Here is a 25,017-nt window from a genome sequence, read left to right as displayed (position 1 = left end):
GAGGGCCCCGTCGCGAGAGCGGCGGGGCCCTCCGTCGTCCGTGCCTCTCGGGGGAGAGGGGCAGCGCGTCAGAGGGTGGGCGCGCAGGCCGATAGCGTGGGCGCATGCGACTCGGCGTGCTCGACATCGGCTCCAACACGGTCCACCTGCTCCTCGTCGACGCACACCCCGGCGCCCGACCGGTGCCGTACCGCTCTCACAAACGCTCCCTCGCGCTCGTTGCCTACCTCGACTCCGCGGGCGACATCACCGAGGAGGGGCAGCGCGAGCTGATCTCGTTCGTGACGGAGGCGGCCGCGGTCGCGCGTGAGCACCGCGCCGAGGACCTGCTCGCCTTCGCCACCTCCGCGATCCGCGAGGCGGGCAACGGCGCGGCGGTGCTCGAGCGCGTGCGGAACGAGACGGGTGTGCACCTGCAGGAGCTCGGCGGCGAGTCGGAGGCGTCGGCGACGTTCCTCGCCGTGCGTCGCTGGTTCGGCTGGGGGGCGGGCTCGATCCTCGACCTCGATATCGGCGGCGGCTCCTTCGAGCTCTCGATGGGCATCGACGAGGTGCCAGAGCTCGCCGTCTCGGTTCCGCTGGGTGCAGGCCGGGTGACACGCGACCTGCTGGTCGGCGACCCCGCCTCCGCCACGAGTGTCAAGGCCGCGCGCCGGCACATCCGCGAGCAGCTCGCCGAGCCGGTCCGCGCGTTCCTCGCCCTCGGCCGCCCCGACCTGGTCGCGGGCACCTCGAAGACCTTCCGCTCGCTCGCGCGCATCGCGGGTGCTGCTCCGAGCGCGGCGGGACCGCTCGCCCGGCGTGAGCTTCGCCTGGTCGACCTGCGTCTGTGGTCCTCGCGCCTGGCGGCGATCAGCGCCGCGGACCGCTCGGCCCTCCCGGGAGTCTCCGCCTTGCGTGCCCCGCAGCTGCTTGCGGGCGCCCTGGTGGCCGAGGCGGCGATGGACGCCCTGGGCGTCGAGACCCTCGTGATCTGCCCGTGGGCGACGCGCGAGGGCCTCATCATCCGGCGCTTCGAGCTGCTCGACGCGCAGATCCAGCGCGAGGAGCGTCAGATCAGCGCGATGCTGTAGAACAGCGCCCGCTGCTCGCCGGGCTCGAGGACGAGCTGCCGCGGCTTGTCGACGATGTCGCCGTCCCAGCCCTCGGGAGTGGGCACGCTCCGCCACGGCTCGAGGCACACGAAGGGCGCACCGATCGGCTTCCACACGCCGACGACGTCGAAGTCGCCCGTGTCGACCGAGATCGAGCGCGCTCCGTCCGCCTCCAGGGTCAGCGTGCGCCGACGGGGCTCGTCGAAGACCATCACGCCGTCCTCGAAGAGGGCGTCGTCCACAGCGAGCACGCCCGCGGCGAGGGGTGCCGGGTGGCGCTCGGCGAGCAGGAGGTTCTCGGGAGCGCGGCGGAACCCCTCCGGCTCTGCCTGGGCGAAGCGGATGCGATGTTCGCTGGAGGCGCCGGGCAGCGGCAGGGCGAACGCCGGGTGGTTGCCCACCGAGACGCCGAGCGGCGTCTGGCCGCGGTTCTCCACGGTCTGGGTGATACGGAGGGTCGCGTCGGTGACGGCGTAGGCGATGAGCAGGGTCCAGTCGAAGGGGAACACCTCTCGTGAGCGCGCATCGCTGCGGAGGCGGAACACGGCTTCGTCGCCCGAGACCCCCGCGATCTCGAACTCGCGGTCTCGGGCGAAGCCGTGCTGGCCCATCCGGTAGTCCACGCCCTCGTGGTGCAGGGTGTCGCCCGGGAGGCGCCCGATGATCGGGAAGAGCACGGGAGCGTGCCTGCGCCATTCCGGGCCGGCCTGCCAGAGGTATTCGCGACCTTCGGCGTCGCGGAGCGAGGTCAGCTCGGCGCCCGCGGTGGTCAGCGCCACGCGGAGTCGCTCGCTGCCGAGAGTGAGGACGGTCGGGGCCGGGGAGTCGCTCGGGGTCATGCTCCGATTGTGCCCGCAGCGCCGCGTCTCATCGAGCGCCGTCGGTGCGTGTCGGAGGTGCGTGGCAGCATGGGGCGATGCCTCCCGACTCCCCGTCTCCCGCGTGGCGTACGCGCGTGGGAGAGCTGAGCGCGGGCGTCGTCGACGAGAGTCCCGTCGGCGCCCTGACGCCGATCGGCCTGCTGTTCGAGCTGCGGAGGCTCGTGCGGCGGGCAGACGATCCGTGGCGCGCTCCCGCGAGCGAGCGCGTGACCGCCGCGAGCTACGACCCGGGCCGGCGCGACGAGTACCGGCTCGCGACCCGGCCGGTGGTCCCTGGCCGAGGTGGCGCGTGGAGCCGCTCGACGCTCACCTGGAAGTCTCTGAACTTCCAGACCCATCGACTCTCGCTCGACCCGGCACACCAGCGCTGGTTCGCCGAGTTCGCCGCCCTGCACCAGGCCACCAGGACGGTCCACCTGGGTCAGGATCCCGAGTGGATCCACCTCGACGACTACGAGAGCCCTCTCGTGTGGCGCCTCCTCGATCAGGCGGCCGAGCTGGGTGTGCCGCTGCTCGCGGCCGACAAGGGGAGCATCCTCGTAGGAGGCGCGGCCGAGCTCGCGCTGCTCGCGAGCGGGGGAGGAGGTTCGGGCCTCACGCTGCGCCCCTCGCTGCGGCTCGACGGAGACGAGGTCCCGATCGAGTCTGCCCGCCCGGTGGCGCGCCACGGCGTCTACGTCATCGATGGCTCCTCCTTCCGCCTCGCCGCCGCGCGCCGAGCCTTCGACGACGAAGAGATGCTCCTGCTGCGTCACCCCGACGCGACTGCGATCCCCGAGGAGGACCTCGACGAGTTCGTGCTCGAGCATCTTCCGCCGCTGCGCGGGCGGGTCGCGGTCCGCTCCGAGACGGCGGCCCTCGAGCTCGGCGAGCCCGAGCCGCCCCGGCTGGTGTGCACGGTGTCGTTCGAGCCGCGCGCCGTGGTGCGCGTCGGCTGGCACTGGAGGCGCACTCCCGACCGAGCGAGCGAGCTCGACGGGGCGGGCGACTCGTCCGCCGAGGCCGCCCTCCTCCAACGTGCCAGCTCGGTGCTCGAGGCGCAGGGCGCGAGTGTCCGACCCGAGCCCGGCGGCTCGACCGTGTTGCGCGGCGCCGAGGCGGCGGTATTCGTCGTCGAGCAGCTGCCGCTCCTCGAGGGCGTCGGCGGGGTACGGGTCGAGCGAGAGGGTGTCGCGCCCGACTACCGGCTCCTCACCGGTGCTCTCTCGCTGACGGTCACGGTGGTCGACACCGAGAGCCCGGACTGGTTCGACCTCGGCGTCGTGGTGACGATCGGGGACAGGACCGTGCCGTTCCTCCCGCTCTTTCGCGCGCTCGCGACGGGCGCCTCCCGCATCCGCCTCGTCGACCACTCCTACCTCTCGCTCGCTCACCCGGGCCTCGACCGCCTTCGCGAGCTGCTCGACCGCGCCGACGACCTCGACGAGTGGGAGACGGGACCGAGGCTCGGTCGCCATCAGACGGCACTCTGGGAGGAGCTCGAGGAGGTGGCCGACGAGAGCGTCGCCTCCGACTCCTGGCGCGAGGTGCTCGCTTCGGCCCTCGCCGCGGGAGCACCCAGCGAGGTCGCGCCCCCCGAGGGGCTCTCGGCCGAGCTGCGCCCCTATCAGCGAGAGGGCTACAGCTGGCTCGTGCACCGGAGGCGGAACGGCCTCGGCGGGATCCTCGCCGACGACATGGGGCTGGGCAAGACCCTGCAGACCCTCGCGATGATCGTCGAGGCGGTCGAGGAGGCGCGCCGCGCCGGGGTGGACCGCCCGCCGTTCCTCGTCGTGGCCCCCACCTCCGTCGTGCCCGGCTGGCGGAGCGAGGCCGAGCGCTTCGCTCCAGGGCTCCGCGTGGCCATCGTCGCTGGCTCGCGGGAGGTCGCGACGGTGAGCGCGGACGTCGACGTGGTGCTCACGAGCTATGCGGTGCTGCGACGGGCGGGCGAGCAGTGGGCGGCCCGGGAATGGTCGGCGCTGATCCTCGACGAAGCCCAGTTCGTCAAGAACCCGAGCTCGCAGACCCATCGCGCCGCCCGGTCCGTCGGCGCTCCGCTGACGCTCGCGCTGACCGGCACACCGCTCGAGAACTCCCTGGACGAGCTGTGGGCGATCCTCGCGCTCGTCGCTCCGGGCCTCCTGCCGCCGCTACGGCGGTTCCGTGAGGAGTACACCCGTCCGATCCAGCACGCCGAGGCACCGATCGGCGTGGCGTCGCCCGACTTCTCGGGCGGCTCGACGCTCAGCCACGCCGAGGGCGCGCGACGCAGGCTCGAGCGGTTGCGTCGGCGCATCCGGCCCTTCCTGCTGCGGCGCACGAAGGAGGCCGTCGCTCCTGAGCTCCCCGAGAAGCAGGAGCAGACTCTCGAGGTGGTGCTCGCTCCGAGTCATCGGGTCCTCTACGACGGGTTCCTCCAGCGCGAGCGTCGCAAGCTGCTCGGTCTCGTCGAAGACCTCGACCGGCAGCGCTTCACCGTGTTCCGCTCGCTCACCCTGCTGCGCTTGCTGGCGCTCGACGCCTCGCTGGTGGATCCCGCCTACCGGCACGTCCCCTCCGCCAAACTCGATGCTCTCGTCGAGCACCTCGACGACGTGCTCGCAGAGGGGCGTCGGGCGCTGGTGTTCAGCACCTTCACCTCCTACCTGGAACGCGCCGGCGAGCGGCTGCGCCGACGCGGCGTCCCTTTCGTGCAGCTCGACGGCTCCACCCGCGATCGTGCGGGCGTGATCGAGGCGTTCCGCTCTGGTAGCGCGCCGGTGTTCCTGGTCAGCCTCAAGGCGGGAGGCACCGGGCTCACGCTGACCGAGGCCGACCACGTCTTCATCCTCGACCCCTGGTGGAACCCTGCCGCCGAAGCTCAAGCGGTCGATCGCGCCCACCGCATCGGGCAGGAGCGCCGCGTCAACGTCTACAGACTCGTCGCCCGCGACACGATCGAGGAGAAGATCGTGCGACTGCAGGAGCGCAAGGCTCGGTTGAGCGCGGCGACCCTCGACGAGGGCGAGCTCTTCGCTGCGGCGCTCACGGCGGAGGACATCCGCGAGCTGCTCGAGCCGTAACCGCCTTCTCACGAGTGGTCGACGTCCTCGACCAGCGCGACGGGCGCGGGCGGTGCACCCGCCGGGAGCGTGCGTCGGGTCGCCCGCGCGCGGCAACTCCAGCGGCGTTCTCGAACACCTGTCCGAAAAGTGATACAGTAGGGTCGATGACTTCCGCTCGCCTCGCCTCCACGCACGCGGCGGAGTCGCCCACGGCGCCCGGCTCGGGCGATCCTCGTGCGAGGCGCACCCGTCGTCGCGTGTTCGACGCGGTCGAACGCCTCGTCATGCAGAGCGACGGCGAACGCGCCGAGGGCATCGCCGTGAGCGACATCGTGCGCGAGGCCGGCATCAGTCGCAGCTCGTTCTACGCCCACTTCGACGACGCGGCCGCGGTCGCCTCCGCGCTGTTGCGCGAAGACCTCGTGCTCGCCGACGTCGCCGAGCCCCACGCCACCGACCAGACCGGGGTGCTCGCCCTGCGCCGCGGCTACTCCCGCCTCGTCGAACGCCTCGTCGACCGGCACGCGTTCCACGCACGACTGCGCGCCCGGGCCTCGGCCAGGGTCGCCTCCGACGACGCCGTCCTCGCGACGGCCCTTGCACTGCATCGAGAGGTGCTCGCCCGAGTCGAGGTCCCCTCGGCGGTCGACTCCGAGCTCGCCGCGACGTTCGCGGCCGGAGGCGTCCTCGCCGTCGTCGGTGCCTGGCTCGCCGGCTCGCTCGACGGCACCGACGAGGAGCTCGTCGAGCACCTCCTCGCTCTCCTGCCCTCGTGGCTCGCCGAGGCGCCGCTGGCCACCCCTACTTCTTCAGTCCCACCACGCCCCACGACGAAAGGCACGACATGATGACATTCGAGGTCGGCGAGACCCTGGTCTACCCGCACCACGGAGCGGTGACGATCACCGGGCTCGAGAAGCGCTCGGTCAAGGGCGTCGAGAAGACGTTCATGACGATGAACGTGCACACCAGCGAACTCACGATCACCCTCCCTGTCGAGAACGCCGAGCTCGTCGGCGTGCGCGAGATCATCGATGACGCTGGCGTCCAGGCGGTCTACGACGTGCTGCGCAGCGACGTCGCCGAGGAGGCCAGCAACTGGTCGCGTCGCTTCAAGGCCAACCAGGAGAAGATGGCCAGCGGCAGCGTCTACCGCGTCAGTGAGGTCGTCCGCGACCTGTGGCGTCGCGAGCAGGCCGGCGGAGTCTCGGCCGGAGAGAAGCGCATGCTGCTGAAAGCCCGCCAGATCCTCGTCTCCGAGCTCTCCCTCGCGCTCAAGGCCACCGACGAGGAGGCCTCGGCGAAGCTCGACGAGGTGCTCGTCTCCGCTCTGTAGCGGCCTCCGCGCGCTCAGCCGCGCACCCGGAGCGGGAGGCCGAGCCGTCAGGCCGACCTCCCGCTCTCGCGTCGCGGCGGCTTACTCGTGTCGTACCGCGGCGGCCACCCTCGCGGCCACCTCCTCCTGGGCTCCGGTACCGTCCACGCGCGCGAGAAGGCCGCGCTCGTCATAGCGACTGTGGAGCGGGGCTGTCTCCCGGTGGTACACCTCGATGCGAGTGCGCACGACCTCCGGGTCGTCGTCGGCGCGCCCCTCTGCGCTCGAGCGGCCACGGAGCCGGTCGAGCACGACCTCGGTGTCGGCCTCGAGCAGGACGACGCGGGAGAGCTCCGCGCCCCGTGCCGCGAGCATCCGGTCGAGCTCGTCGACCTGGGCGCTGGTGCGCGGGTAGCCGTCGAGGATGAATCCCGCGCTGACATCGGGCTCGTCGAGCCGCTCGGCGACGAGAGCATTGGTCATCTCGTCCGGCACGTACTCGCCCGCCTCGATGAGCGAGCGCAGCCGCCTCCCGAGCTCGGTGCCGTCGGCGACGTGCGCCCGGAACAGCTCGCCGGTCGAGATCGTCGGGACGCCCAGCTCCGCGGCCAGCAGGGCCGCCTGAGTGCCTTTGCCCACGCCCGGCGGGCCCATCATGATGACGCGCATCGCTCGTCCTCCTCGGTGTCCTCGGCTCCACAGAGCCGCCAGGCGATCGTAACCGGGCACCTCGCCCCGGGCCTCCGCGTCGACGCTGCCCCGCGTCTACGCTGGTGGAGTCGATTCCGAGGAGGGCCATGTCGCCGTCGCCCGAGGCCTCACGCGCCGCAGCCGAGCTGGCGCGGCTGTGCGCCGAGACCGCGGCCGAGCTTGAGCGTCGCGGGGCCGCCGATCAGGCCCTCGCCGAGCTCCGCTCGCCGCGTCCGATCCTCGGCATCCGCCGCAAGCCCGTGATGGTGCCTCGTACCCGCGCATGGCGCCTCGGAGTCGTGCTGCTCGGGCACGACGGTGAGCTGTTCGCGACGGGCTCGGTCACGCGAGCCGTCGCTCCGCTGCACGCCAACAACCAGTCGGAGTCGCAAGAGGAGCGCCGCGAGATCCGTCGCGCCGCCTTCGACGGCCCCTTCGCCGAGGGCGAGATCGTCAACTATGGGTGGCGACGCCTCGCGACCGACGCCGCCGGGCTCGAGGCGGGGCCGGAGCCGCTTTCCCTCCGCGGCGCGGCGGCGATGGTGCGATGGGCGCCGGGTCTCGGCGAGCAAGGCCTCATGCCCCTCCGCCGCTACCTGGCCGAGCGTCTCGAGCTGCTCGACGTCGACTGACGGATGCTCCCGAGGATCCCCGCCGGATCAGTGCGGCGTGGGACTCGCTCACGCCTCCTCGGCCACCGGGTGGAACCACGGCGGGTAGACGGCGACCCGAGGCGAGGCGTCGACGCCCTCGAAGAGCGCCTTGACCCGCTTGCGCGCCGCGACCGAGGCGACTCCCACGGTCGCGATTCCCTCGAGCGGGAACCTCTCGGGGACCAGGGCCTCGGCGCCGCGCAGCGCCGGCTCGTCGACCAGGAGGCGTGCGACGGTGCGCACGAGGGCGTCGCCCTCGGTGAAGCGGGTGAGAACGTGCGAGGCGTCGCCGTCGCTGAGCACCGGCGCGGACGCGAGCGATCCGACGAGTATGACGAACTGGGAGGCGGTGGTCTTGTGCGCGCTGGGCGACCAGTGCGGGGCGACCCGCTCCCCGCGCAGGTCGGCCCACAGGCCGGCGTCGGGAGAGAGGAAGAACGGCACGAAGCCGGCCACGCTCATGCCGTCGCGCACCTGCACGGCGCGACGGTGCTCGCGCGTTGTCTCGGCGCTGACGTCGACCGCCGGACGCTCGGTGAGCTGCTGGTCGGCGAGCAGGGCCCCGGAGGCGACGATCGCCTCGAGGTTGTCGAGGTGCGTCACGTGGTAGATGCGCTGGGCGGCGATGTCGACCTGGGGCAGCGGCTTCTCGCGAGCGGTGCCGCGCGCGGCAGCGCGGGCCGTGGCGGCGCGCGAGGTGCCGGGCACGCGGGCGGGGGTGCGCGTAGTGCGGCCTGCAGGCTCGGGGAGCTTGGCGGGGGAGCAGACGTCGCAGAGGGCGATGTCGAGTCCGTGGATGCATTCGGTGGGCACGCGGGGTTCCTTCTGCGTCCGGGCTCGGGGTTCCGGCGCACAGTCGACGTTACGCGACCGCGGTGCTCCCGTGCCGCCCGGGCGATGGTCGAACGGTTCACGTACCTCGACCGGGGGGTTCTTTTCCGGGCTCGCACGTAGAGTGGCGAGGATGAAGCGCGTCGAGCCCCTCGAGGGCCAGGAATCCGTCTGGGACTACCCGCGACCGCCCCGGGTCGAGTCCACCGCCGAGCACGTCGTCGTGCGCCTGGGCGGGACGGTCGTCGCCGATACCCGGGACGCCCTGCGCGTCCTCGAGACGAGCCACCCTCCCGTCTACTACCTGCCCCGGTCGGCGTTCGCGCCGGGAGCCCTCATGCCGGCGCCCGGGAGCAGCGTGTGCGAATTCAAAGGTCGGGCCTCGTACCTGAGCGTCCGCGGTGGCGATCGGATCGCCGAGGCGGCGGGGTGGAGCTATCCGGAGCCGATGCCCGGCTTCGAGGCGCTCCGCGACACGATCGCGCTCTACCCCGGGCGGGTGGACTCGTGCACGGTCGACGGCGAGCTCGTGCAGCCGCAGCCGGGCGACTTCTACGGAGGGTGGATCACATCGCGCGTGGTGGGTCCGTTCAAGGGGTCGCCGGACACCCGGTTCTGGTGACGTCGGCCTAAGATGTTCAGCGCCGACGGGTCAGGAGCGCATCGACGGCGGCGGCGGCGAGCGCCGAGAGCGAGCCGGCACCCAGCCAGGCACCGACGGCGGCGGCGTCGAGCGTGGTCCCCGGCCCAGCCGGTGCGGTGAGGTAGCCGAGAGCGGTGACGCCTCCGACCAGCCCCACCGCGGTGAGCAGCACCTGCCGCGCGACGGCCGTGACGAGCCGGCGGGTGCGGCGGTCGGTCGTCACGCGGATGGTGACGGTGAGTTCGCCGTTCTCGAGGGCCGCGCCGATGCGTTCGATCCGGCGCGGGAGTCGGCGCAGCCCGGGCACCAGGCCGAGCGCCTCGCTCGTCAGCGTCTCCCGCAGCGCGCCAGGACGTACCTGGTCGCGGATCTGCTCGCTCGCGAGGGCCCGCGCCTCCTCGAGCAGGTCGAACCGCGGCACCGTCGAGCGCAGGGTGCCCTCGAGGATCCCGAAGCCACGACCCGCGGCGACGACCTCGGCGGGCACCGTGAGGCCGTAGGCGGCGACAACCGCGACCAGCTTGTCGACCGTCGCGACGTCGACCGTGGCTCCCGGACCGAGCTCGAGGGTGAGGAACGCGCTCAGCTCGCGTCGGAAGGCCTGCTCGTCGGCGCCGTCGCGGAGCCGTGCGAGGCCGAGCAGGGCGTCGGTGAAGGCACGGTTGTCGGACTGCAGGTAGGCGATCAGCAGCTCCTGCACGCGCTCGCGCAGTTCGCGGTCGAGACGGCCGACCGAGCCGAAGTCGACCAGCGCCGGGCGCCCGTCCGGCAGGAGAAGGATGTTGCCGGGATGCAGGTCGGAGTGGTAGACGCCGTCGACCACGATCTGCCGCACGAAGGCGCGCAGCACCGTCCGCAGGGCCGGCTCGATCGCCTCGGGAGCCCTCTCGCCTTCGGCGTTGACCGCGGTGAGCGTCTCGCCGTCGAGGAACTCCATCACCAGCACGCGGTGGTCCGAGAGCGGCTCGACCAGCTCGGGGAGCACCAGCTCGTGGGCGTCCGGGGAGCGGGCGTGCACCGCCCGCAACGCCAGGAGATTCCGCGCCTCGAGGCGGAAGTCGACCTGGCGGACGAGGTCCGTGCCGTACTGCTGGGCGATCGCCAGCATCCCGAGCGCTCGCGCCCGGGCGGAGGAGCGCTCGATCAACCGCACGACGCGCACAGCGACGTCGACATCTCGGCGCACCTCCGGCACGATGCCCGGCCGTAACACCTTGACGGCGACCTCGCGTCCGTCGAGGAGGCGGGCGCGATGCACCTGACCGATCGAGGCGGCCGCGAGCGGCTGCTCGTCGAAGGAGGCGAAGACCCCCGCGAGGGGGCCGGCGAACGCGCTCTCGAGCTCGACGCGGACCGCCTCCCAGGGCGCCGGCTCGACGTCGCGCTGGAGCTTCGAGAGGGCGAGCACCCACTCCTCTGGCAGAAGGTCGGTCCGCGTCGAGAGCAGCTGGCCGAGCTTCACGAAGGCGCCACCCGCCTCTTCGAGCGCCTGGCGAAGCCCCTCGGCCTGCACATGCCGCAGCGCCGACCGGGCGGGGTCGGTGCCGAAGTCGAGATCCTTCCACGGGAGGAGTCCGTGGCGACGCGCGAGACGCAGCAGCTGGGCGAAGCGTCGCGCACGCCCCACCGTGGGCCGTTCGGGCGCCCGGCCACGCTCCGTCGCGAGTCCGAGGGCCGGGGGAGTGATCCCGCGTACGCGTGCCATGAGTCCGCCTCCCGGCGCCGACGGCACCGCGCACAGCCTTGCGGAGCGCGGTGGGACGCCGCTGGGAGCGTCACGTCCCGTCATCCGCGCTGCCCCGAAGGCGATCGCATGGAAGCCTGGTCGGCATCGCCGCTCGGCGAGAGAAGGAGACGCAGCCATGACCCACGACACGCGCATCGAAAGCGGCTGGGGCTTCGCGACGCGGCAGCTGCACGCCGCAGCCGGCGAGGACGCACTGCACGCGCGGCGCACACCGATCTACCTCACTGCGGGGTTCTCGTTCGACTCGTTCGACGAGGCACGCGACCGGTTCGCCGGCCCGGACGGCTACACCTACACCCGTGTCGCCAACCCCACCACCGACGCCGTCGAGCGCCGTCTCGCCGCCCTCGAGGGCGGGGCGGAGGCGCTCGTGGTCGGGAGCGGGCAGGCCGCCGTGTCGGTCGCTCTGCTGGCGCTCGCCGGGGCGGGCGATCACCTCGTGGCCGCGGCGAGCCTCTACGAGGGCACCCGGAACCTCCTGCTCGAGAACCTCGCCCGCCTGGGCATCACGACGACCTTCGTCGAGGACGCGGGCGATCCCGCAGCATGGTCGGCCGCGATCACCTCTCGCACGCGGGCCGTGCTCGTCGAGCCCATCCCGAACCCGCGCAACGATCTCGTCGACCTCCGCCTGGTCGCCTCCGTCGCACACGGAGCCGGAGTGCCCCTCGTCGTCGACAACACCTTCGCGACGCCCTACCTGCTGCGCCCGATCGAGTACGGAGCCGACGTGGTCGTGCACTCGGCGAGCAAGTTCCTCGCCGGTCACGGCGCCGTGATCGCCGGAGTGGTCGTCGACGCCGGCCGCTTCGACTGGCGCGCGCACGCGGAGGCGTTCCCCCATCTGGCCGCGAGCGCCGCCTCCCCGAAGCGCGCGCTGATCGCCTACGCGCGCGACGTGATCGCTGGTCGAATGGGACCGACGGTGTCACCGCTGACCTCGTTCCTGCTCGAGCAGGGGCTCGAGACCCTCTCGCTGCGGGTCGCCCACCAGTCGCGGAGCGCCCTGCACGTCGCGCGCTGGCTCGAACGGCGCCCCGAGGTCGAGAGCGTCGACTACAGCGGCCTTTCCTCGAGTCCCTCGCACGCCCTGGCGCGCTGCTACCTGCCGCTCGGGCAGGGCTCGGTGTTCTCGTTCACGCTGCGCGGTGGGGAGGAGGCGGCACGCCGGTTCTCGGACGCCCTCGCCGTGTTCACGCGGATGACCCACCTGGGCGATGTGCGCTCGCTCGCGCTGCACCCAGCGAGCACCACCCACACCGGTCGAACTCCCGAGCAGCTCGCCGCGGCGGGAATCGGGCCGGGACTGGTGCGCCTGTCGATCGGCCTCGAGGATGTCGAGGACCTGGTCGACGACCTCGCGCGAGGTCTCGCCGCGGCCGAGGCGACACGCCCTCTGGCGGTCGCGTCGTGAGCGCGCCGCAGCACTTCGCCTGGTTCCTCTCCCGCGGCTTCGGGCCGCAGGCGTGGGGGCAGCCGAACTGGGAGTGGGACCGCCCGTGGACGACCGCGGAGCTCTACCGCCAGAGCGCCCGCGAGCTGGAACAGGCCGGGTTCGACCTCGTCATCGTCGAGGACGCCCTCTCGCTCGGCACCCCGAGCACCCTCGACCTGCGCGTGCGCGCAGCCTACGGCGGCCCCAAGCACGACCCGCTGGTGCTCGCGCCATGGCTGTTCGAGGCCACCCGCCACCTCGGGGTCGCCCCGACCGTCAACCCGATGGCGTTCAGCCCCTATCAGGCGGCCCGGCAGTTCGCCACGTTGCAGCACCTGAGCGAGGGGAGGCTCGGACTCAACGTCGTCACCGACGTGGGCAGCAGCCGCCACTTCGGGCTCGAGCCGCTGCCGCATGACGCGGCATACGACCGCGCGCACGAGTGGCTCGACTCCCTCCGTGAGCTGTGGCACAGCTGGGACGACGGCGCCCTCGTGCACGACGAGGCGAGCGGTCGCTTCGCGGACGGCGCCCGACTTCGACCGGTGCACCACCGTGGCACCCACTACTCCTTCGACGGGCCGCTCAACGCCCTGCCCTTCGCGCCGGGAGACGGCGAGCCGGTGATCGTCTCGCCCGGAGGCTCGCCCCGCGGCATCGACTTCGCCGGCGCGCAGTCCTCGGTCCAGTTGGCCCTCGCCTCCCTCGACACCTCGACCGTGCGCGCCTATCGGGAGCGGGCGCGCGCCGCGGCGGCGGCACACGGTCGGAATCCCGACGACCTGACGGTCCTGTTCGTCGTCAAGCCGATCGTGGTCGCGAGCCGCGAGGAGGCGGAGCGGCTCGTCGCCGCCTCCGCGCACCCCGACGACGAGGCCCTGCTCGCGATCGCTGCGGCGCAGTCGAGCGATCTCGAGACGGATCTCACCGCGCTCGACCTCGACCGGCCGGTCGATCCCGCCGTGTTCGGCGAGCACGTCTCGCGGGGCAGCATCGCCGGCCTCTACGGCGGGGCGGAGGCGGACGCGCCACTACGCGAACTGCTCACCGCCAAGGCGCGGCTCGGCCTGATCGCCGACCGCCGCGGAGTCGTCGGCACCGCGGACGAGGTCGCCGACTTCATCCAGGAGCTCGGCGACGACGCCGACAACGACGGCATCGCGTTCTCGGGCGACTTCCACCCGGTCACGCTGCACAGGATGCTGGACGAGCTCGTGCCGATCCTCCGCCGCCGGGGCATCCTCCGCCGCGGGTATCCGGGCGGCGGCCTGCGGGGGAACCTCACCGAGTTCTGACCCGTCAGGGCGCCTCGCGCCGGACGGCTCCGGCCGCCTCGGTCCCCTCGGCCTCCAGCGACCAGTCGGGCCGGTGGAAGGTCTCCGGCGTGACGCGGAACCGTGTCTCCTCCACCGCGGTACCGTCGTCGCCGACGGTGCGCCGCGTGCCGTTCGGCTGGTAGCCGAGAGCGGATGCAGTTCGAGGCGCGGGGTGCGCAGGACCAGCGAGAAGAGGGTCCAGACGGTCGAGGGATCGCTCGTCCGACGACGCTCGCGACGAGCCTCGTGGGAGCTGTGCCGGTGGCGGGACTCGAACCCGCACGCCCTCTCGGACAGAGCATTTTGAGTGCCCCGCGTCTGCCATTCCGCCACACCGGCGCACAACAAGCCCATTGAGAATACCGTAGGCTCGTCGGCGTGACAGACCAGGAACCCACGTCGACCGCACCCCGTCGGGTCGTCGTCGCCGAAGACGAATCGCTCATCCGCCTCGACATCGTCGAGATCCTTCGCGACAACGGCTTCGAGGTCGTCGGCGAGGCAGGAGACGGCGAGACGGCCGTGGCTCTCGCCACGGAGCTCCGTCCCGACCTCGTCATCATGGATGTCAAGATGCCTCAGCTCGACGGTATCTCTGCGGCCGAGCGCCTCTCGAAGGCGCACATCGCGCCGGTGGTCCTGCTCACCGCGTTCAGCCAGAAGGAGCTCGTCGAGCGCGCGAGCGAGGCCGGTGCTCTCGCCTACGTCGTCAAGCCGTTCACTCCCAACGACCTCCTGCCTGCGATCGAGATCGCCCTCTCGCGGTACGCCCAGATCCTCACCCTCGAGGCCGAGGTCGCCGACATGGTCGAGCGCTTCGAGACCCGCAAGCTCGTCGACCGTGCCAAGGGCCTCCTCAACGAGAAGATGGGCCTCACCGAGCCCGAGGCTTTCCGTTGGATCCAGAAGGCGTCGATGGACCGTCGCCTCACCATGCACGACGTCGCCCAGGCGATCATCGAGCAGCTGAGCCCCAAGAAGGCGTAGGCCCCCCGGTCTGACAGGCTCACGGCCAGAGGCGGGTGCGCTCCCAGGAGGAGGCGCCCGCCTCCGTCGTTCCCGCGCGGTACTCGAGTCGCACGTGGTCCTGCTCGGGCGCGGTCGAACCCTGCCAGAACTCGATTCGCTCGGGCAGGACGCGGTAGACAGCCCAGTCGCGGTCGAGCGTCGCGGGGGAGCAGCCCACCGCCACGCTCGTCTGGAGTGTCACCAGGCCGAACTCCTGCGCGCTGCGCAGAGGCTCGCTCTGCCGGCCGACGAGGAGCGCCGTGCGCGCCGCCTCCGACCGGCGCCGGAAGTCCTCGGCCGACTCGCTGGAGGAGGCGCGCTCGACGCGTCCTTCGACGCGCACCTGGCGGCCCTGCGCCGGCCAGAAGAACACGAGAGCGGCGTGCGGATTCTCGGCGATCGCCCGGCCTTTGGGACTGGAAGCGTGGGTCGAGAAGGCCCAGCCACGCTCGTCGACCTCGCGGAGCACCAGCACCCGCGCCGAGACGGCGCCCCCGGAGTCGGCTGTCGCGAGGGTCGCACCGTGGGGGAGGAGCTGGCCGGCCGCCGCTGCCTCCTCGAGCCACCGAGCGAACAGCTCGACAGGGTCGGCGGAAGCCGCCTCGGTGTCGAAGGCCGGAAGCTCGGGCGGCATCGGCGGGAGGCTCCTGAGGAGGTGGCGCAGGCTCATCCTCCCGAGCGTACGGGTCGGCAAGGCGCGGGTCCGGGGCTTGCGCGCTCCCCGTGAGGCGGGCAGCGCGACCGTCAGCGAGCGTCGCGGAGGATGTTCGTGATGCGCACCGTGGAGAGGCGGTTGCCCTCTTCGTCGCGGACCACGATCTCGTGGGTCGCCAGCGTCGAGCCGAGGTGGATCGCATCGCAGCTCGCGATCACGAAGCCGGAGCGGACCGAGCGACTGTGGCTCGCGTTCAGCTCGATCCCCATCGCCAGTCGCCCCGCGCCGGCGTGGACGTTCGCGGCGATCGACCCCATCGACTCTGCGAGCACGACGTGGGCGCCTCCGTGCAGGATTCCGACGGGCTGGCGGTTGCCCTCGACGGGCATCGACGCGACGGAGTGCCGGGGCGTGAGCTCGTGCCAGACGATGCCCATCCGCTCGGCCAACTCGCCCATCCCGCGGCCGATGGCCGCGACGAGATCGAGGGCGGGCGGCCGGATCCAGGGGGTCTCGGGGGGCATCGGCTCGGTCACGGTACTCCTCGTCGTGGAGCTTCCGAGGGGCGTCTCCGGCGGGCTCGGCAGCGCCGGATCGGGTGTCGGAGGCCCTTGCTAGTCTGGCCCTGTGTCAGATCCGGAACAGCCTACCCTCCTGCTCGTCGACGGCCATTCCCTGGCGTTCCGGGCGTTCTACGCGCTCCCGGTCGATAGTTTCCAGACTCGCGACGGCCAGCACACGAACGCCATTCACGGCTTCCTGTCGATGCTCATCCTGCTGCTCAAGAACGAGAAGCCGACGCATCTCGGCGTCGCCTTCGACATCTCGCGCTTCTCGTTCCGCACTCGCGAGTACCCGGAGTACAAGGGCACCCGCGGAGAGACCCCGCCCGAGTTCAAGGGGCAGGTCCCCCTCCTCGAGGAGGCGCTGCACGCGATGAACATCCGCACCGTCTCCAAAGAGGACTTCGAGGCCGACGACATCCTCGCGACGCTCGCGCGCCAGGGAGCCGAGGCCGGATTCCGTGTGCTCGTGGTCTCGGGGGACCGCGACACGATCCAGCTGGTGACCCCCGACGTCACCCTGCTCTACCCCTCCACCCAGGGCGTCTCGCAGCTCACCCGCTACGACCGCGACAAGGTCGTCGAGAAGTACGGGGTCGAGCCGCACCAATACCCCGAGATCGCGGCGCTCGTCGGCGAGACGAGCGACAACCTGCCCGGAGTCGACAAGGTCGGTCCCAAGACGGCCGCCAAGTGGGTCAACCAGTACGGCACGGTCGCCGAGATCATCGCTCACGCCGACGAGATCACGGGCGTCGTCGGCGAGAAGTTGCGCGAGCAAAAAGAGAACGCGCTGCGCAATCGTCGGCTCAATCGGCTCATCACCGACGTCGAGCTGCCGCTCGGCCCCCGCGATCTTGCCCGGCGGCCGATCGATCCCGACGCGGTGCGCGAGATCTTCAGCCGTCTCGAGTTCAAGACCCTCCAGGAGCGCGTCCTCACCATCGCCGCCGACGAGGGCGTCGAGGGGGCGGCTGCGGCCCTCGCCGGCGATGTCGTCACGACGGCGGCGCCCGCGGTCCGCACCCTGGTCGACGAGGAGCTCGCGCACTGGCTCGACCGCGTCTCGGCGCGGGGGACGAGCCCCGTCGCCGTGCAGGTGCAGCTGGGCGACGAAGGCCTCGAGGGCCTCGGCCTCTCGGTCGAGAAGGAGTCGGCGTTCGTCCCGTGGGCCGCCGAGCGCCCCGACTACACGGCGCTCGAACGGTGGCTTGCGAGTGAGGCGCCCAAGTACTTCGCCGACGCCAAACCGCAGATCAAGGCTCTTCGTCGCGCCGGCCTCCCCGTCGCGGGTCTCGCGTTCGACTCCCGCGTCGCCTCCTGGCTGCTGCAGCCCACCGGCCATCCCGCGACGCTGGCAGCACAGGTCGCCCAGCACCTCGACGAGACGATGGCGCAGGGCGATCCGAACCAGCTCGTCCCCGCCACCGAGCCCGTGAGTCCCGCCGCCGAGGCCTGGTATGCGTTCCGTCTCGTCGGCACGCTCACGGAACGGCTCGGCGAGGGCATGCTGTCGGTGCTCGTCGACATCGAGCTGCCGATCGTGCAGGTGCTCGCGACGATGGAGATGAGCGGTGTCGCGATCGACGCCGAGGTGCTCGCACGCCTCCGCGTCGAGCTGACGGCCACGGCCGACGAGCTCGCCGCCCGTGCCTTCGCCGAGATCGGCCACGAGATGAACCTCGGTTCGCCCAAGCAACTCCAGCAGGTGCTCTTCGGAGAACTCGAGATGCCGCGCACCCGCGCGACCAAGACGGGCTACACGACAGACGCCTCCGCCCTGGCCGACCTCCAGGAGTCGCACCCGCACCCCTTCCTCGGTCTCCTGCTCGAGCATCGCGACGCGACGAAGCTCCGCCAGATCATCGAGACGCTCGAGAAGTCGGTCACCGACGACGGGCGGATCCACACGAGCTACGACCAGACGGGAACCGCCACGGGCCGCATCTCCTCGAACGACCCCAACCTGCAGAACATCCCGGTCCGCAGCGAGGTCGGCCGCCGCATCCGCACGGCCTTCGTGCACGGCGAGGCCGCGAGCACCCTGCTCACGGCCGACTACTCCCAGATCGAGATGCGGATCATGGCGCACCTCTCCGGCGACGCCGGACTGATCGAGGCGTTCCACAGCGGCGAGGATCTGCACCGCTTCGTCGGCTCGCGCATCTTCGGAGTCGCGCCCGCCGACGTGTCCTCCGCGATGCGCAACAAGGTCAAGGCCATGTCCTACGGCCTGGCGTACGGCCTGAGCGCCTTCGGCCTCTCTAAGCAGCTGCGCATTTCGAGCGCCGAGGCGAAGCAGCTCATGACCGACTACTTCGTCCGATTCGGTGCGGTGCGCGACTACCTCCGCAGCGTCGTCGAGCAGGCGCGCGAGACCGGATACACCGAGACGATCTTCGGGCGCCGTCGGCCCTTCCCCGAGCTGCAGAGCGCCAACCGTGTCCTCCGCGACAACGCCGAGCGCGCCGCCCTCAACTCCCCGATCCAGGGCTCGGCGGCCGACATCATGAAGCGCGCGATGATCGGGGTCCAGTCCGACCTCGACGAGCGAGCACTCGCCTCGCGCATGCTGTTGCAGGTGCACGACGAGCTGATCTTCGATGTCGCGCCAGGCGAGGAGGAGGTGCTCGAATCGATCGTGCGCGGGCGGATGGCGGGCGCCGCCGATCTGAGCGTCCCGCTCGAGGTCCAGCTCGGCCACGGCGCGAACTGGGACGCGGCCGCGCACTGATGCCGGTCGCCTCCCGAGGTGTCGGAGGCGCTGGCTAGGCTCGATCGCATGAGTACCGAGAGCCACCGCGAACCCACCGCCGTCGACCGGATAGCCGAGCGCTGGGTCGACACCCTCGTCGACCTCGATCCCACCCTCGGCACCTCGATCGGACGCACCGAGAGCGACGGCCGCTTCGGCGACTTCTCGCCCGCCGGGCTCGAGCGCGCCCGCGAGGCGACGGCGCAGACGCTGGCCGAGCTCGATCGGGCCGAGCCTGCCGATGAGGTCGACCGAGTGACGATGGCCGACCTCGGCGCCGAGCTGCGGTTGAGCCTCGAAAGCCACGAGGCGGGCCTTCCTCTGCGTGACCTCAACGTCATCGCCTCGCCCGCACAAGAGCTGCGCGACGTGTTCGATCTGATGCCCACCGCCTCGGTCGACGACTGGCAGCGTGTCGCCGAGCGCTTCGACGCCCTGCCCGAGGCCCTCGAGGGCTATGCCCAGACCCTCCGCGAGGGTGTCCGCACGGGAGTCGTCCCGGCTCGGCGGCAGGTGCTTCTCGTCGCCGAGCAGGCCGAGAAGATCGCAGGCCGGCGCGGGTTCTTCGCGGCGTTCGCCGCCGAGGCCGCTCCCGCCTCCGGCTCGCTGCCCGCCTCGCTCGCGGGCCGTCTCGAAGAGGGCGCACGACGCGCGAGCGCCGCCTACGGAGGGCTCTCGCGGTTCCTCCGCGAAGAGCTGGCGCCGGCGGCGGGCGAGCAGGACGCGGTCGGCCGCGAGCTCTATGCCCTGCACTCCCGCCGGTTCCTCGGAGCCGTCATCGACCTCGACGAGAGCTATGAGTGGGGCATCGACGAGCTCGCCCGGATGACGGCCGAACAGGAGGCGATCGCCCGCGAGATCCTGCCCGGCGCCTCCGTCGCCGAGGCCATCGCGCATCTCGACGCCGATCCGGCTCGCACCCTCGAGGGCGTCGACGCCCTCCAGCGCTGGATGCAGGAGACGAGCGACCGGTCGGTCAGAGAGCTCGCAGGCTCGGCGTTCGACATCCCCGAGGAGGTGCGCCGACTCGAGTGCCGCATCGCGCCGACCCAGGAGGGCGGCATCTACTACACGGGCCCGAGTGACGACTTCTCGCGTCCCGGCCGCATGTGGTGGTCGGTGCCCGCCGGTGTGACGCGTTTCGCGACGTGGCGGGAGCTCACCACGGTGTACCACGAGGGAGTCCCGGGGCATCACCTGCAGATCGGCCAGGCGGTGTACAACCGCTCTCGCCTCAATACCTGGCGTCGTCAACTGGCGGGCACCTCCGGCCACGCCGAGGGGTGGGCGCTCTACGCGGAGCGCCTGATGGAGGGCCTGGGCTACCTCGACGACCCCGCCGACCGTCTCGGGATGCTCGACGGGCAGAGGATGCGCGCCGCCCGGGTCGTGCTCGACATCGGTGTCCACCTGCAGAAGAGGATGCCCGGCTCGAACGAGCTCTGGACCGCCGACTCCGCGCTGGAGTTCCTGCGCGCCAATGTGGCGATGGACGACGCCTTCGTGCGCTTCGAGGTGAACCGGTACCTCGGCTGGCCGGGTCAGGCGCCGTCGTACAAGGTCGGGCAGAGGATCTGGGAGCAGCTGCGCGACGATGCGCAGGCGCGCGAGGGCGCCGCGTTCTCGCTCGCCGCCTTCCACCGACGCGCTCTCGACCTCGGCGGCGTGGGGCTCGACACGCTGCGAGCGAGCCTCGCCGGCTGACGCCTTCGGGCACGGTCGGCGCGGATTGCCACGCGCCTTGCGGAATGGCTAAGCTGGAGTGTCACATCTGTGGCGCCGCTGTGCCCGCGGCGCGCGAGGAGGCCCGGTCGCACCGAGCCGGCCGAGCGTCGCTCCCGAGCCGGAGGCAGATCCCTCACCATCGCGGTGGTCACCGCACAGGCGAGCCGTCAGGCCCGCCGGTCGCCATCGCCCGAGACCCATCCATCCTGGAGCATCCCTTAATGACAACCGCAACGACCGACAAGGCAACCAAGCAGGTCGCGATCAACGACATCGGGTCTGCTGAAGACTTTCTTGCCGCGGTCGAAAAGACTCTGAAGTTCTTCAACGACGGAGACCTCATCGAAGGCACCGTCGTGAAGATCGACCGCGACGAGGTCCTCCTCGACGTCGGCTACAAGACCGAGGGCGTCATCCCCTCGCGCGAGCTCTCCATCAAGCACGATGTCGACCCCTCCGAGGTCGTCAACGTGGGCGACAGCGTCGAAGCCCTCGTCCTCCAGAAGGAGGACAAGGAGGGTCGCCTGATCCTCTCCAAGAAGCGCGCGCAGTACGAGCGTGCGTGGGGCGACGTCGAGAAGATCAAGGAGTCCGACGGCGTCGTCACCGGCTCGGTCATCGAGGTCGTCAAGGGTGGCCTCATCGTCGACATCGGCCTCCGCGGCTTCCTCCCGGCCTCGCTCATCGAGCTGCGCCGTGTCCGCGACCTCACTCCGTACCTCGGCCAGGAGATCGAGGCCAAGATCCTCGAGCTCGACAAGAACCGCAACAACGTGGTCCTGTCGCGTCGTGCGCTGCTCGAGCAGACCCAGTCCGAGAGCCGCACCACATTCCTGAACAACCTGCACAAGGGTCAGGTCCGCAAGGGCGTTGTGTCGTCGATCGTCAACTTCGGCGCGTTCGTCGACCTCGGCGGCGTCGATGGTCTCGTCCACGTCTCCGAGCTCTCCTGGAAGCACATCGAGCACGCCTCCGAGGTCGTCGAGGTGGGCCAGGAGGTCACCGTCGAGATCCTCGAGGTCGACCTCGACCGCGAGCGCGTGTCGCTCTCGCTCAAGGCGACCCAGGAGGACCCGTGGCAGGTCTTCGCCCGCACCCACGCGATCGGACAGGTCGCGCCGGGCAAGGTCACGAAGCTGGTCCCCTTCGGCGCGTTCGTGCGTGTCGCGGACGGCATCGAGGGCCTCGTGCACATCTCCGAGCTGTCGGGCAAGCACGTCGAGCTCGCCGAGCAGGTCGTGTCGGTCGGCGAAGAGGTCTTCGTCAAGGTCATCGACATCGATCTCGACCGTCGTCGCATCTCGCTCTCGCTGAAGCAGGCGAACGAGAACGTCGACCCCGAGGGCACCGAGTTCGACCCGGCGCTCTACGGCATGGCGACCGAGTACGACGACCAGGGGAACTACAAGTACCCCGAGGGCTTCGACCCCGAGACCAACGAGTGGCGCGAGGGCTTCGAGTCGCAGCGTGAGGCCTGGGAGCAGGAGTACGCCGCTGCTCAGGCCCGCTGGGAGGCTCACAAGGCGCAGGTCGCCAAGTCGCAGGAGGAGGCGGCCACCGTCTCCGAGGGCGTCTCGGTCGGCAGCGGCTTCACCAGCGAGTCGACCACCGGCGGCACCCTTGCCGACGACGAGTCGCTCGCCGCGCTCCGCGAGAAGCTGTCCTCGAACAACTGATCGCACGCACGTCGCGTCGAACGGCCGGTCCCCTCGGGGGCCGGCCGTTCCGCGTTCCCCGCCCTGCCGGGCGCGGTGGCGCTGGCTAGGCTGGTCGGGTGCATCTCGTCGCCCTCACCGGAGGCATCGCCTCCGGCAAGTCCACTGTCGCCCGCCGTCTGGCCGAGCACGGAGCGGTCGTCGTCGACGCCGACCGGATCGCGCGAGAGATGGTCGAGCCGGGGTCGCCCGCGCTGGCCGCGATCGCCGAGCGCTTCGGCCAGGGCGTGCTCCGCCCCGACGGCGCGCTCGACCGGGCGGCACTCGGAGCGGTCGTCTTCGCGGACGCCACCGCTCGGGAGGACCTGAACTCGATCACCCACCCGGCGGTCGCCGTCCGCTCGCAGCAGCTCTTCGCGGCCGCGGCCGCGGCCGATCCCCGGGCCGTCGTGGTCTACGACGTGCCCTTGCTCGTCGAGGGCCGAGGAGCGGGCGAGTTCGACGAGGTCGTCGTCGTGCACGCGCCCCAGGAGACGCGTGTGCAGCGTCTCGTCTCGCTCCGCGGGATGACCGAGACGGAGGCGCGCGCGCGTGTCGGCGCGCAGGCGAGTGACGAGGAGCGACTCGCCCTCGCGGACGTCGTGGTCGACTCCTCGGCGTCGCTCGAGGAGACCCTCTCCCGCGCGGATGAGGTATGGGAGCACCTCGCCGCACGTCGCTGACGCTCCGGACCAGCTCGCGGGCGATCGGTGCAGCCGTCGGCGAGCGTGAGGGCCGGCGGACTTCGTTCGCCGCGAGCGCACGTCCGTTCCCGTGTCGGTGGTCGCGGCTACGCTTCGAACCATGGAGCCCACCCGTGCCGTGCATCCCTTTGAGGTCGTCAGCGACTATCAGCCCAGCGGCGATCAGCCCTCGGCCATCGCCGACCTGAGCGCCCGGATCAACGCAGGCGAGACCGATGTCGTTCTCCTCGGCGCCACAGGAACCGGCAAGTCGGCCACGACGGCCTGGCTCGTCGAGGCCGTTCAGCGGCCGACTCTTGTGCTGGCCCACAACAAGACCCTCGCGGCACAGCTCGCCAACGAGTTCCGGGAGCTGTTCCCGAACAACGCGGTCGAGTACTTCGTCTCCTATTACGACTACTACCAGCCCGAGGCCTACGTCCCGCAGACGGACACCTTCATCGAGAAGGACAGCTCGGTCAACGCGGAGGTCGAGCGGCTGCGTCACTCGACGACCAACTCGCTGCTGAGCCGTCGCGACGTGATCGTGGTCTCGACCGTCTCGTGCATCTACGGACTCGGGCAGCCCGAGCAGTACCTCGAGGCGATGGTGGCCCTTCAGGTGGGACAGCGGGTCGACCGGGATCGCCTCATCCGCAAGTTCGTGTCGATGCAGTACGCGCGCAACGACGTCGACTTCGCACGGGGCACCTTCCGCGTGCGCGGCGACACCATCGAGATCATCCCGATGTACGAGGAACTCGCGATCCGTATCGAGATGTTCGGCGACGAGATCGAGGCGCTCTACACCCTGCATCCGCTCACCGGTGACATCGTGCGCAAGCTCGAATCGGTGTCGGTGTTCCCCGGCTCGCACTATGTCGCGAGCCAAGACGTCATGCACCGCGCCATCGACACGATCCAGGAGGAGCTCGGGCTGCGCCTGGCCGACCTCGAGAAGCAGGGCAAGCTGCTCGAGGCGCAGCGCCTTCGGATGCGCACGACCTTCGACCTCGAGATGATGCAGCAGATCGGCTTCTGCTCGGGCATCGAGAACTACTCCCGTCACATCGACGGCCGCGAGCCGGGCGAGGCTCCGCACTGCCTGCTCGACTACTTCCCCGACGACTTCCTCGTCGTGATCGACGAGTCGCACGTCACGGTGCCGCAGATCGGCGCGATGTACGAGGGAGACGCCTCCCGCAAGCGCACGCTGGTGGAGCACGGCTTCCGCTTGCCCTCGGCGATGGACAACCGCCCGTTGAAGTGGGAGGAGTTCACGTCGCGTGTGGGGCAAACCGTCTACCTCTCGGCGACGCCGGGACGGTACGAGATGGGGATCGCCGACGGCATCGTCGAGCAGATCATCCGCCCGACGGGCCTCATCGACCCCGAGATCGTGGTCAAGCCCACCAAGGGCCAGATCGACGACCTACTCGAGGAGATCACGCGCCGCACCGAGCGCGACGAGCGCGTCCTCGTGACGACGCTGACCAAGCGGATGGCCGAAGAGCTGACCGACTTCCTCACGGAGGCGGGCGTCCGGGTCCGCTACCTCCACTCCGACGTCGACACGCTGCGGAGGGTCGAGCTGCTCTCGGAGCTGCGGGCCGGCGTCTACGACGTCCTCGTCGGCATCAACCTCCTCCGTGAGGGCCTCGACCTGCCCGAGGTCTCGCTCGTCGCGATCCTCGACGCCGACAAAGAGGGGTTCCTCCGCTCATCGACCTCGCTCATCCAGACGATCGGACGCGCGGCGCGCAACGTCTCGGGCGAGGTGCACATGTACGCCGACAAGATCACCGACTCGATGCGGCTCGCGATCGACGAGACCGACCGCCGGCGAGAGAAGCAAGTGGCCTATAACCTCGAGCACGGCATCGACCCGACTCCGCTGCGCAAGCGGATCGCCGACATCACCGATGCGCTCGCGCGGGAGGGGGCCGACACCGCCAAGCTCCTCGCGGGTCGCGACTCCAAGAAGAGGAGCCCCACCCCCCGCCTGCGTCGCGAGGGCCTCGCGGCCAACGGCGGCAACGATCTCGAGGCGATCATCGCCGACCTCAACGGGCAGATGCTGCAGGCCGCGGGCGAGCTCAAGTTCGAGCTCGCGGCGCGCTTGCGCGACGAGGTCCAGGAGCTCAAGCGTGAGCTCCGTCAGATGGAGAAGGCCGGCCACCTCTCGTGATCGAAGCATCGGTCGTCGCCCCGATCAGCGACGAGCGAACGCCCCGGGCGATGTCGGTGGCTCCGCATACACTTTCGGGGTGTCGATCCTGAACGCCGTTACGGACCCATCCTCC

At 71.1% G+C, this 25,017-nt stretch carries 20 protein-coding genes and 1 tRNA gene; 14 read left to right on the top strand and 7 right to left on the bottom strand.

Translation table 11 applies throughout. The features are described 5' to 3' along the window. The first annotated feature begins 104 nt into the window (after positions 1 to 104). Entirely contained in the window at positions 105 to 1,073 is a 969-nt protein-coding gene (locus ITJ45_RS07710; protein ID WP_194607989.1) for a Ppx/GppA phosphatase family protein, read from the top strand. Here ITJ45_RS07710 and ITJ45_RS07705 read toward each other — a convergent pair. After that, on the bottom strand, positions 1,052 to 1,933 hold the full coding sequence (locus ITJ45_RS07705; protein WP_194607991.1) for an aldose 1-epimerase family protein: 882 nt from the start codon (positions 1,931 to 1,933) through the stop codon (positions 1,052 to 1,054). The two genes, ITJ45_RS07710 and ITJ45_RS07705, sit on opposite strands and share 22 nt — an antisense overlap. 77 nt (positions 1,934 to 2,010) lie before the next feature. Here ITJ45_RS07705 and ITJ45_RS07700 point away from each other — a divergent pair, with 77 nt between their 5' ends. The 3 genes from ITJ45_RS07700 to ITJ45_RS07690 all read left to right on the top strand — a co-directional run bounded on the left by ITJ45_RS07700 (position 2,011) and on the right by ITJ45_RS07690 (position 6,337). Next, the gene (locus ITJ45_RS07700) at positions 2,011 to 5,019 is read left to right on the top strand and encodes a DEAD/DEAH box helicase (RefSeq protein ID WP_194607993.1); all 3,009 of its coding nucleotides are present in this window, start codon (positions 2,011 to 2,013) and stop codon (positions 5,017 to 5,019) included. A gap of 146 nt (positions 5,020 to 5,165) precedes the next feature. After that, positions 5,166 to 5,849 carry a TetR/AcrR family transcriptional regulator gene (locus ITJ45_RS07695; RefSeq protein ID WP_194607995.1) on the top strand — a complete coding sequence of 228 codons (684 nt, stop codon included), beginning with the start codon at positions 5,166 to 5,168 and terminating at the stop codon, positions 5,847 to 5,849. Then, entirely contained in the window at positions 5,849 to 6,337 is a 489-nt protein-coding gene (locus ITJ45_RS07690; protein WP_194609046.1) for a CarD family transcriptional regulator, read from the top strand. Before ITJ45_RS07695 ends, ITJ45_RS07690 begins: the two co-directional genes overlap by 1 nt. A gap of 81 nt (positions 6,338 to 6,418) precedes the next feature. Here ITJ45_RS07690 and ITJ45_RS07685 read toward each other — a convergent pair whose 3' ends face one another. Next, positions 6,419 to 6,985: an adenylate kinase gene (locus tag ITJ45_RS07685; RefSeq protein ID WP_194607997.1), complete on the bottom strand. Its 567-nt coding sequence runs from the start codon at positions 6,983 to 6,985 to the stop codon at positions 6,419 to 6,421. Between the two features lie 128 nt (positions 6,986 to 7,113). On the opposite strand from ITJ45_RS07685, the gene ITJ45_RS07680 reads away from it, so the two are divergent. Further along, positions 7,114 to 7,638 carry a hypothetical protein gene (locus ITJ45_RS07680; RefSeq protein WP_194607999.1) on the top strand — a complete coding sequence of 175 codons (525 nt, stop codon included), beginning with the start codon at positions 7,114 to 7,116 and terminating at the stop codon, positions 7,636 to 7,638. Positions 7,639 to 7,686: 48 nt separating this feature from the next. Here the strand turns inward: ITJ45_RS07680 and ITJ45_RS07675 are convergent, their stop codons facing one another. After that, a complete protein-coding gene (locus ITJ45_RS07675) occupies positions 7,687 to 8,472 on the bottom strand; it encodes a DarT ssDNA thymidine ADP-ribosyltransferase family protein (protein WP_194608001.1) in 786 nt (261 codons plus the stop codon). A gap of 151 nt (positions 8,473 to 8,623) precedes the next feature. Between ITJ45_RS07675 and ITJ45_RS07670 the strand changes: the two genes are divergently transcribed. Continuing rightward, positions 8,624 to 9,112, top strand: a complete 489-nt coding sequence (locus tag ITJ45_RS07670) for a DUF427 domain-containing protein (RefSeq protein ID WP_194608003.1) — start codon at positions 8,624 to 8,626, stop codon at positions 9,110 to 9,112. Between the two features lie 16 nt (positions 9,113 to 9,128). Here the strand turns inward: ITJ45_RS07670 and ITJ45_RS07665 are convergent, their stop codons facing one another. Further along, a complete protein-coding gene (locus ITJ45_RS07665) occupies positions 9,129 to 10,838 on the bottom strand; it encodes an ABC1 kinase family protein (RefSeq protein WP_194608006.1) in 1,710 nt (569 codons plus the stop codon). Positions 10,839 to 10,995: 157 nt separating this feature from the next. Here ITJ45_RS07665 and ITJ45_RS07660 point away from each other — a divergent pair, with 157 nt between their 5' ends. Together ITJ45_RS07660 and ITJ45_RS07655 are read left to right on the top strand one after the other, a co-directional pair. Beyond that, a complete protein-coding gene (locus tag ITJ45_RS07660) occupies positions 10,996 to 12,294 on the top strand; it encodes an O-acetylhomoserine aminocarboxypropyltransferase/cysteine synthase family protein (protein WP_194608008.1) in 1,299 nt (432 codons plus the stop codon). After that, positions 12,291 to 13,610, top strand: a complete 1,320-nt coding sequence (locus tag ITJ45_RS07655; protein ID WP_194608010.1) for an NtaA/DmoA family FMN-dependent monooxygenase — start codon at positions 12,291 to 12,293, stop codon at positions 13,608 to 13,610. Before ITJ45_RS07660 ends, ITJ45_RS07655 begins: the two co-directional genes overlap by 4 nt. A 277-nt stretch (positions 13,611 to 13,887) precedes the next feature. Here the strand turns inward: ITJ45_RS07655 and ITJ45_RS07650 are convergent. Next, positions 13,888 to 13,970: transfer RNA gene (locus ITJ45_RS07650), tRNA-Leu, on the bottom strand. Positions 13,971 to 14,009: 39 nt separating this feature from the next. Between ITJ45_RS07650 and ITJ45_RS07645 the strand changes: the two genes are divergently transcribed. Next, on the top strand, positions 14,010 to 14,618 hold the full coding sequence (locus tag ITJ45_RS07645) for an ANTAR domain-containing response regulator (protein ID WP_194608012.1): 609 nt from the start codon (positions 14,010 to 14,012) through the stop codon (positions 14,616 to 14,618). Between the two features lie 19 nt (positions 14,619 to 14,637). On the opposite strand, the gene ITJ45_RS07640 is transcribed toward ITJ45_RS07645, so the two are convergent. Both ITJ45_RS07640 and ITJ45_RS07635 read right to left on the bottom strand, forming a co-directional pair. Continuing rightward, positions 14,638 to 15,309, bottom strand: coding sequence for a pyridoxine/pyridoxamine 5'-phosphate oxidase (locus ITJ45_RS07640; protein ID WP_194608014.1), 672 nt, complete (start codon positions 15,307 to 15,309; stop codon positions 14,638 to 14,640). Positions 15,310 to 15,383: 74 nt separating this feature from the next. Further along, entirely contained in the window at positions 15,384 to 15,830 is a 447-nt protein-coding gene (locus ITJ45_RS07635; RefSeq protein ID WP_416365280.1) for a PaaI family thioesterase, read from the bottom strand. Positions 15,831 to 15,921: 91 nt separating this feature from the next. Here ITJ45_RS07635 and polA point away from each other — a divergent pair, with 91 nt between their 5' ends. The 5 genes from polA (at position 15,922) to uvrB (ending at position 24,902) form a co-directional block, all read left to right on the top strand. Beyond that, positions 15,922 to 18,591 (top strand): DNA polymerase I, encoded by a 2,670-nt coding sequence (gene polA / locus ITJ45_RS07630; protein WP_194608018.1) that lies wholly within the window; start codon positions 15,922 to 15,924, stop codon positions 18,589 to 18,591. Between the two features lie 48 nt (positions 18,592 to 18,639). Then, the gene (locus ITJ45_RS07625; RefSeq protein WP_194608020.1) at positions 18,640 to 20,316 is read left to right on the top strand and encodes a DUF885 domain-containing protein; all 1,677 of its coding nucleotides are present in this window, start codon (positions 18,640 to 18,642) and stop codon (positions 20,314 to 20,316) included. 242 nt (positions 20,317 to 20,558) lie between these two features. After that, positions 20,559 to 22,013: a 30S ribosomal protein S1 gene (gene rpsA, locus ITJ45_RS07620; protein ID WP_194608022.1), complete on the top strand. Its 1,455-nt coding sequence runs from the start codon at positions 20,559 to 20,561 to the stop codon at positions 22,011 to 22,013. A gap of 98 nt (positions 22,014 to 22,111) precedes the next feature. Further along, positions 22,112 to 22,714, top strand: coding sequence for a dephospho-CoA kinase (gene coaE, locus ITJ45_RS07615; protein WP_194608024.1), 603 nt, complete (start codon positions 22,112 to 22,114; stop codon positions 22,712 to 22,714). A gap of 121 nt (positions 22,715 to 22,835) precedes the next feature. Continuing rightward, positions 22,836 to 24,902, top strand: coding sequence for an excinuclease ABC subunit UvrB (uvrB, locus tag ITJ45_RS07610; RefSeq protein ID WP_194608026.1), 2,067 nt, complete (start codon positions 22,836 to 22,838; stop codon positions 24,900 to 24,902). Positions 24,903 to 25,017 lie beyond the last annotated feature (115 nt).

This window comes from Rathayibacter sp. VKM Ac-2879 (assembly GCF_015351245.1).
Taxonomy (GTDB): domain Bacteria; phylum Actinomycetota; class Actinomycetes; order Actinomycetales; family Microbacteriaceae; genus Rathayibacter.
The sequence above is the reverse complement of the archived record's forward strand: the minus strand, read 5'-3'. Positions and strand labels throughout refer to the sequence as shown.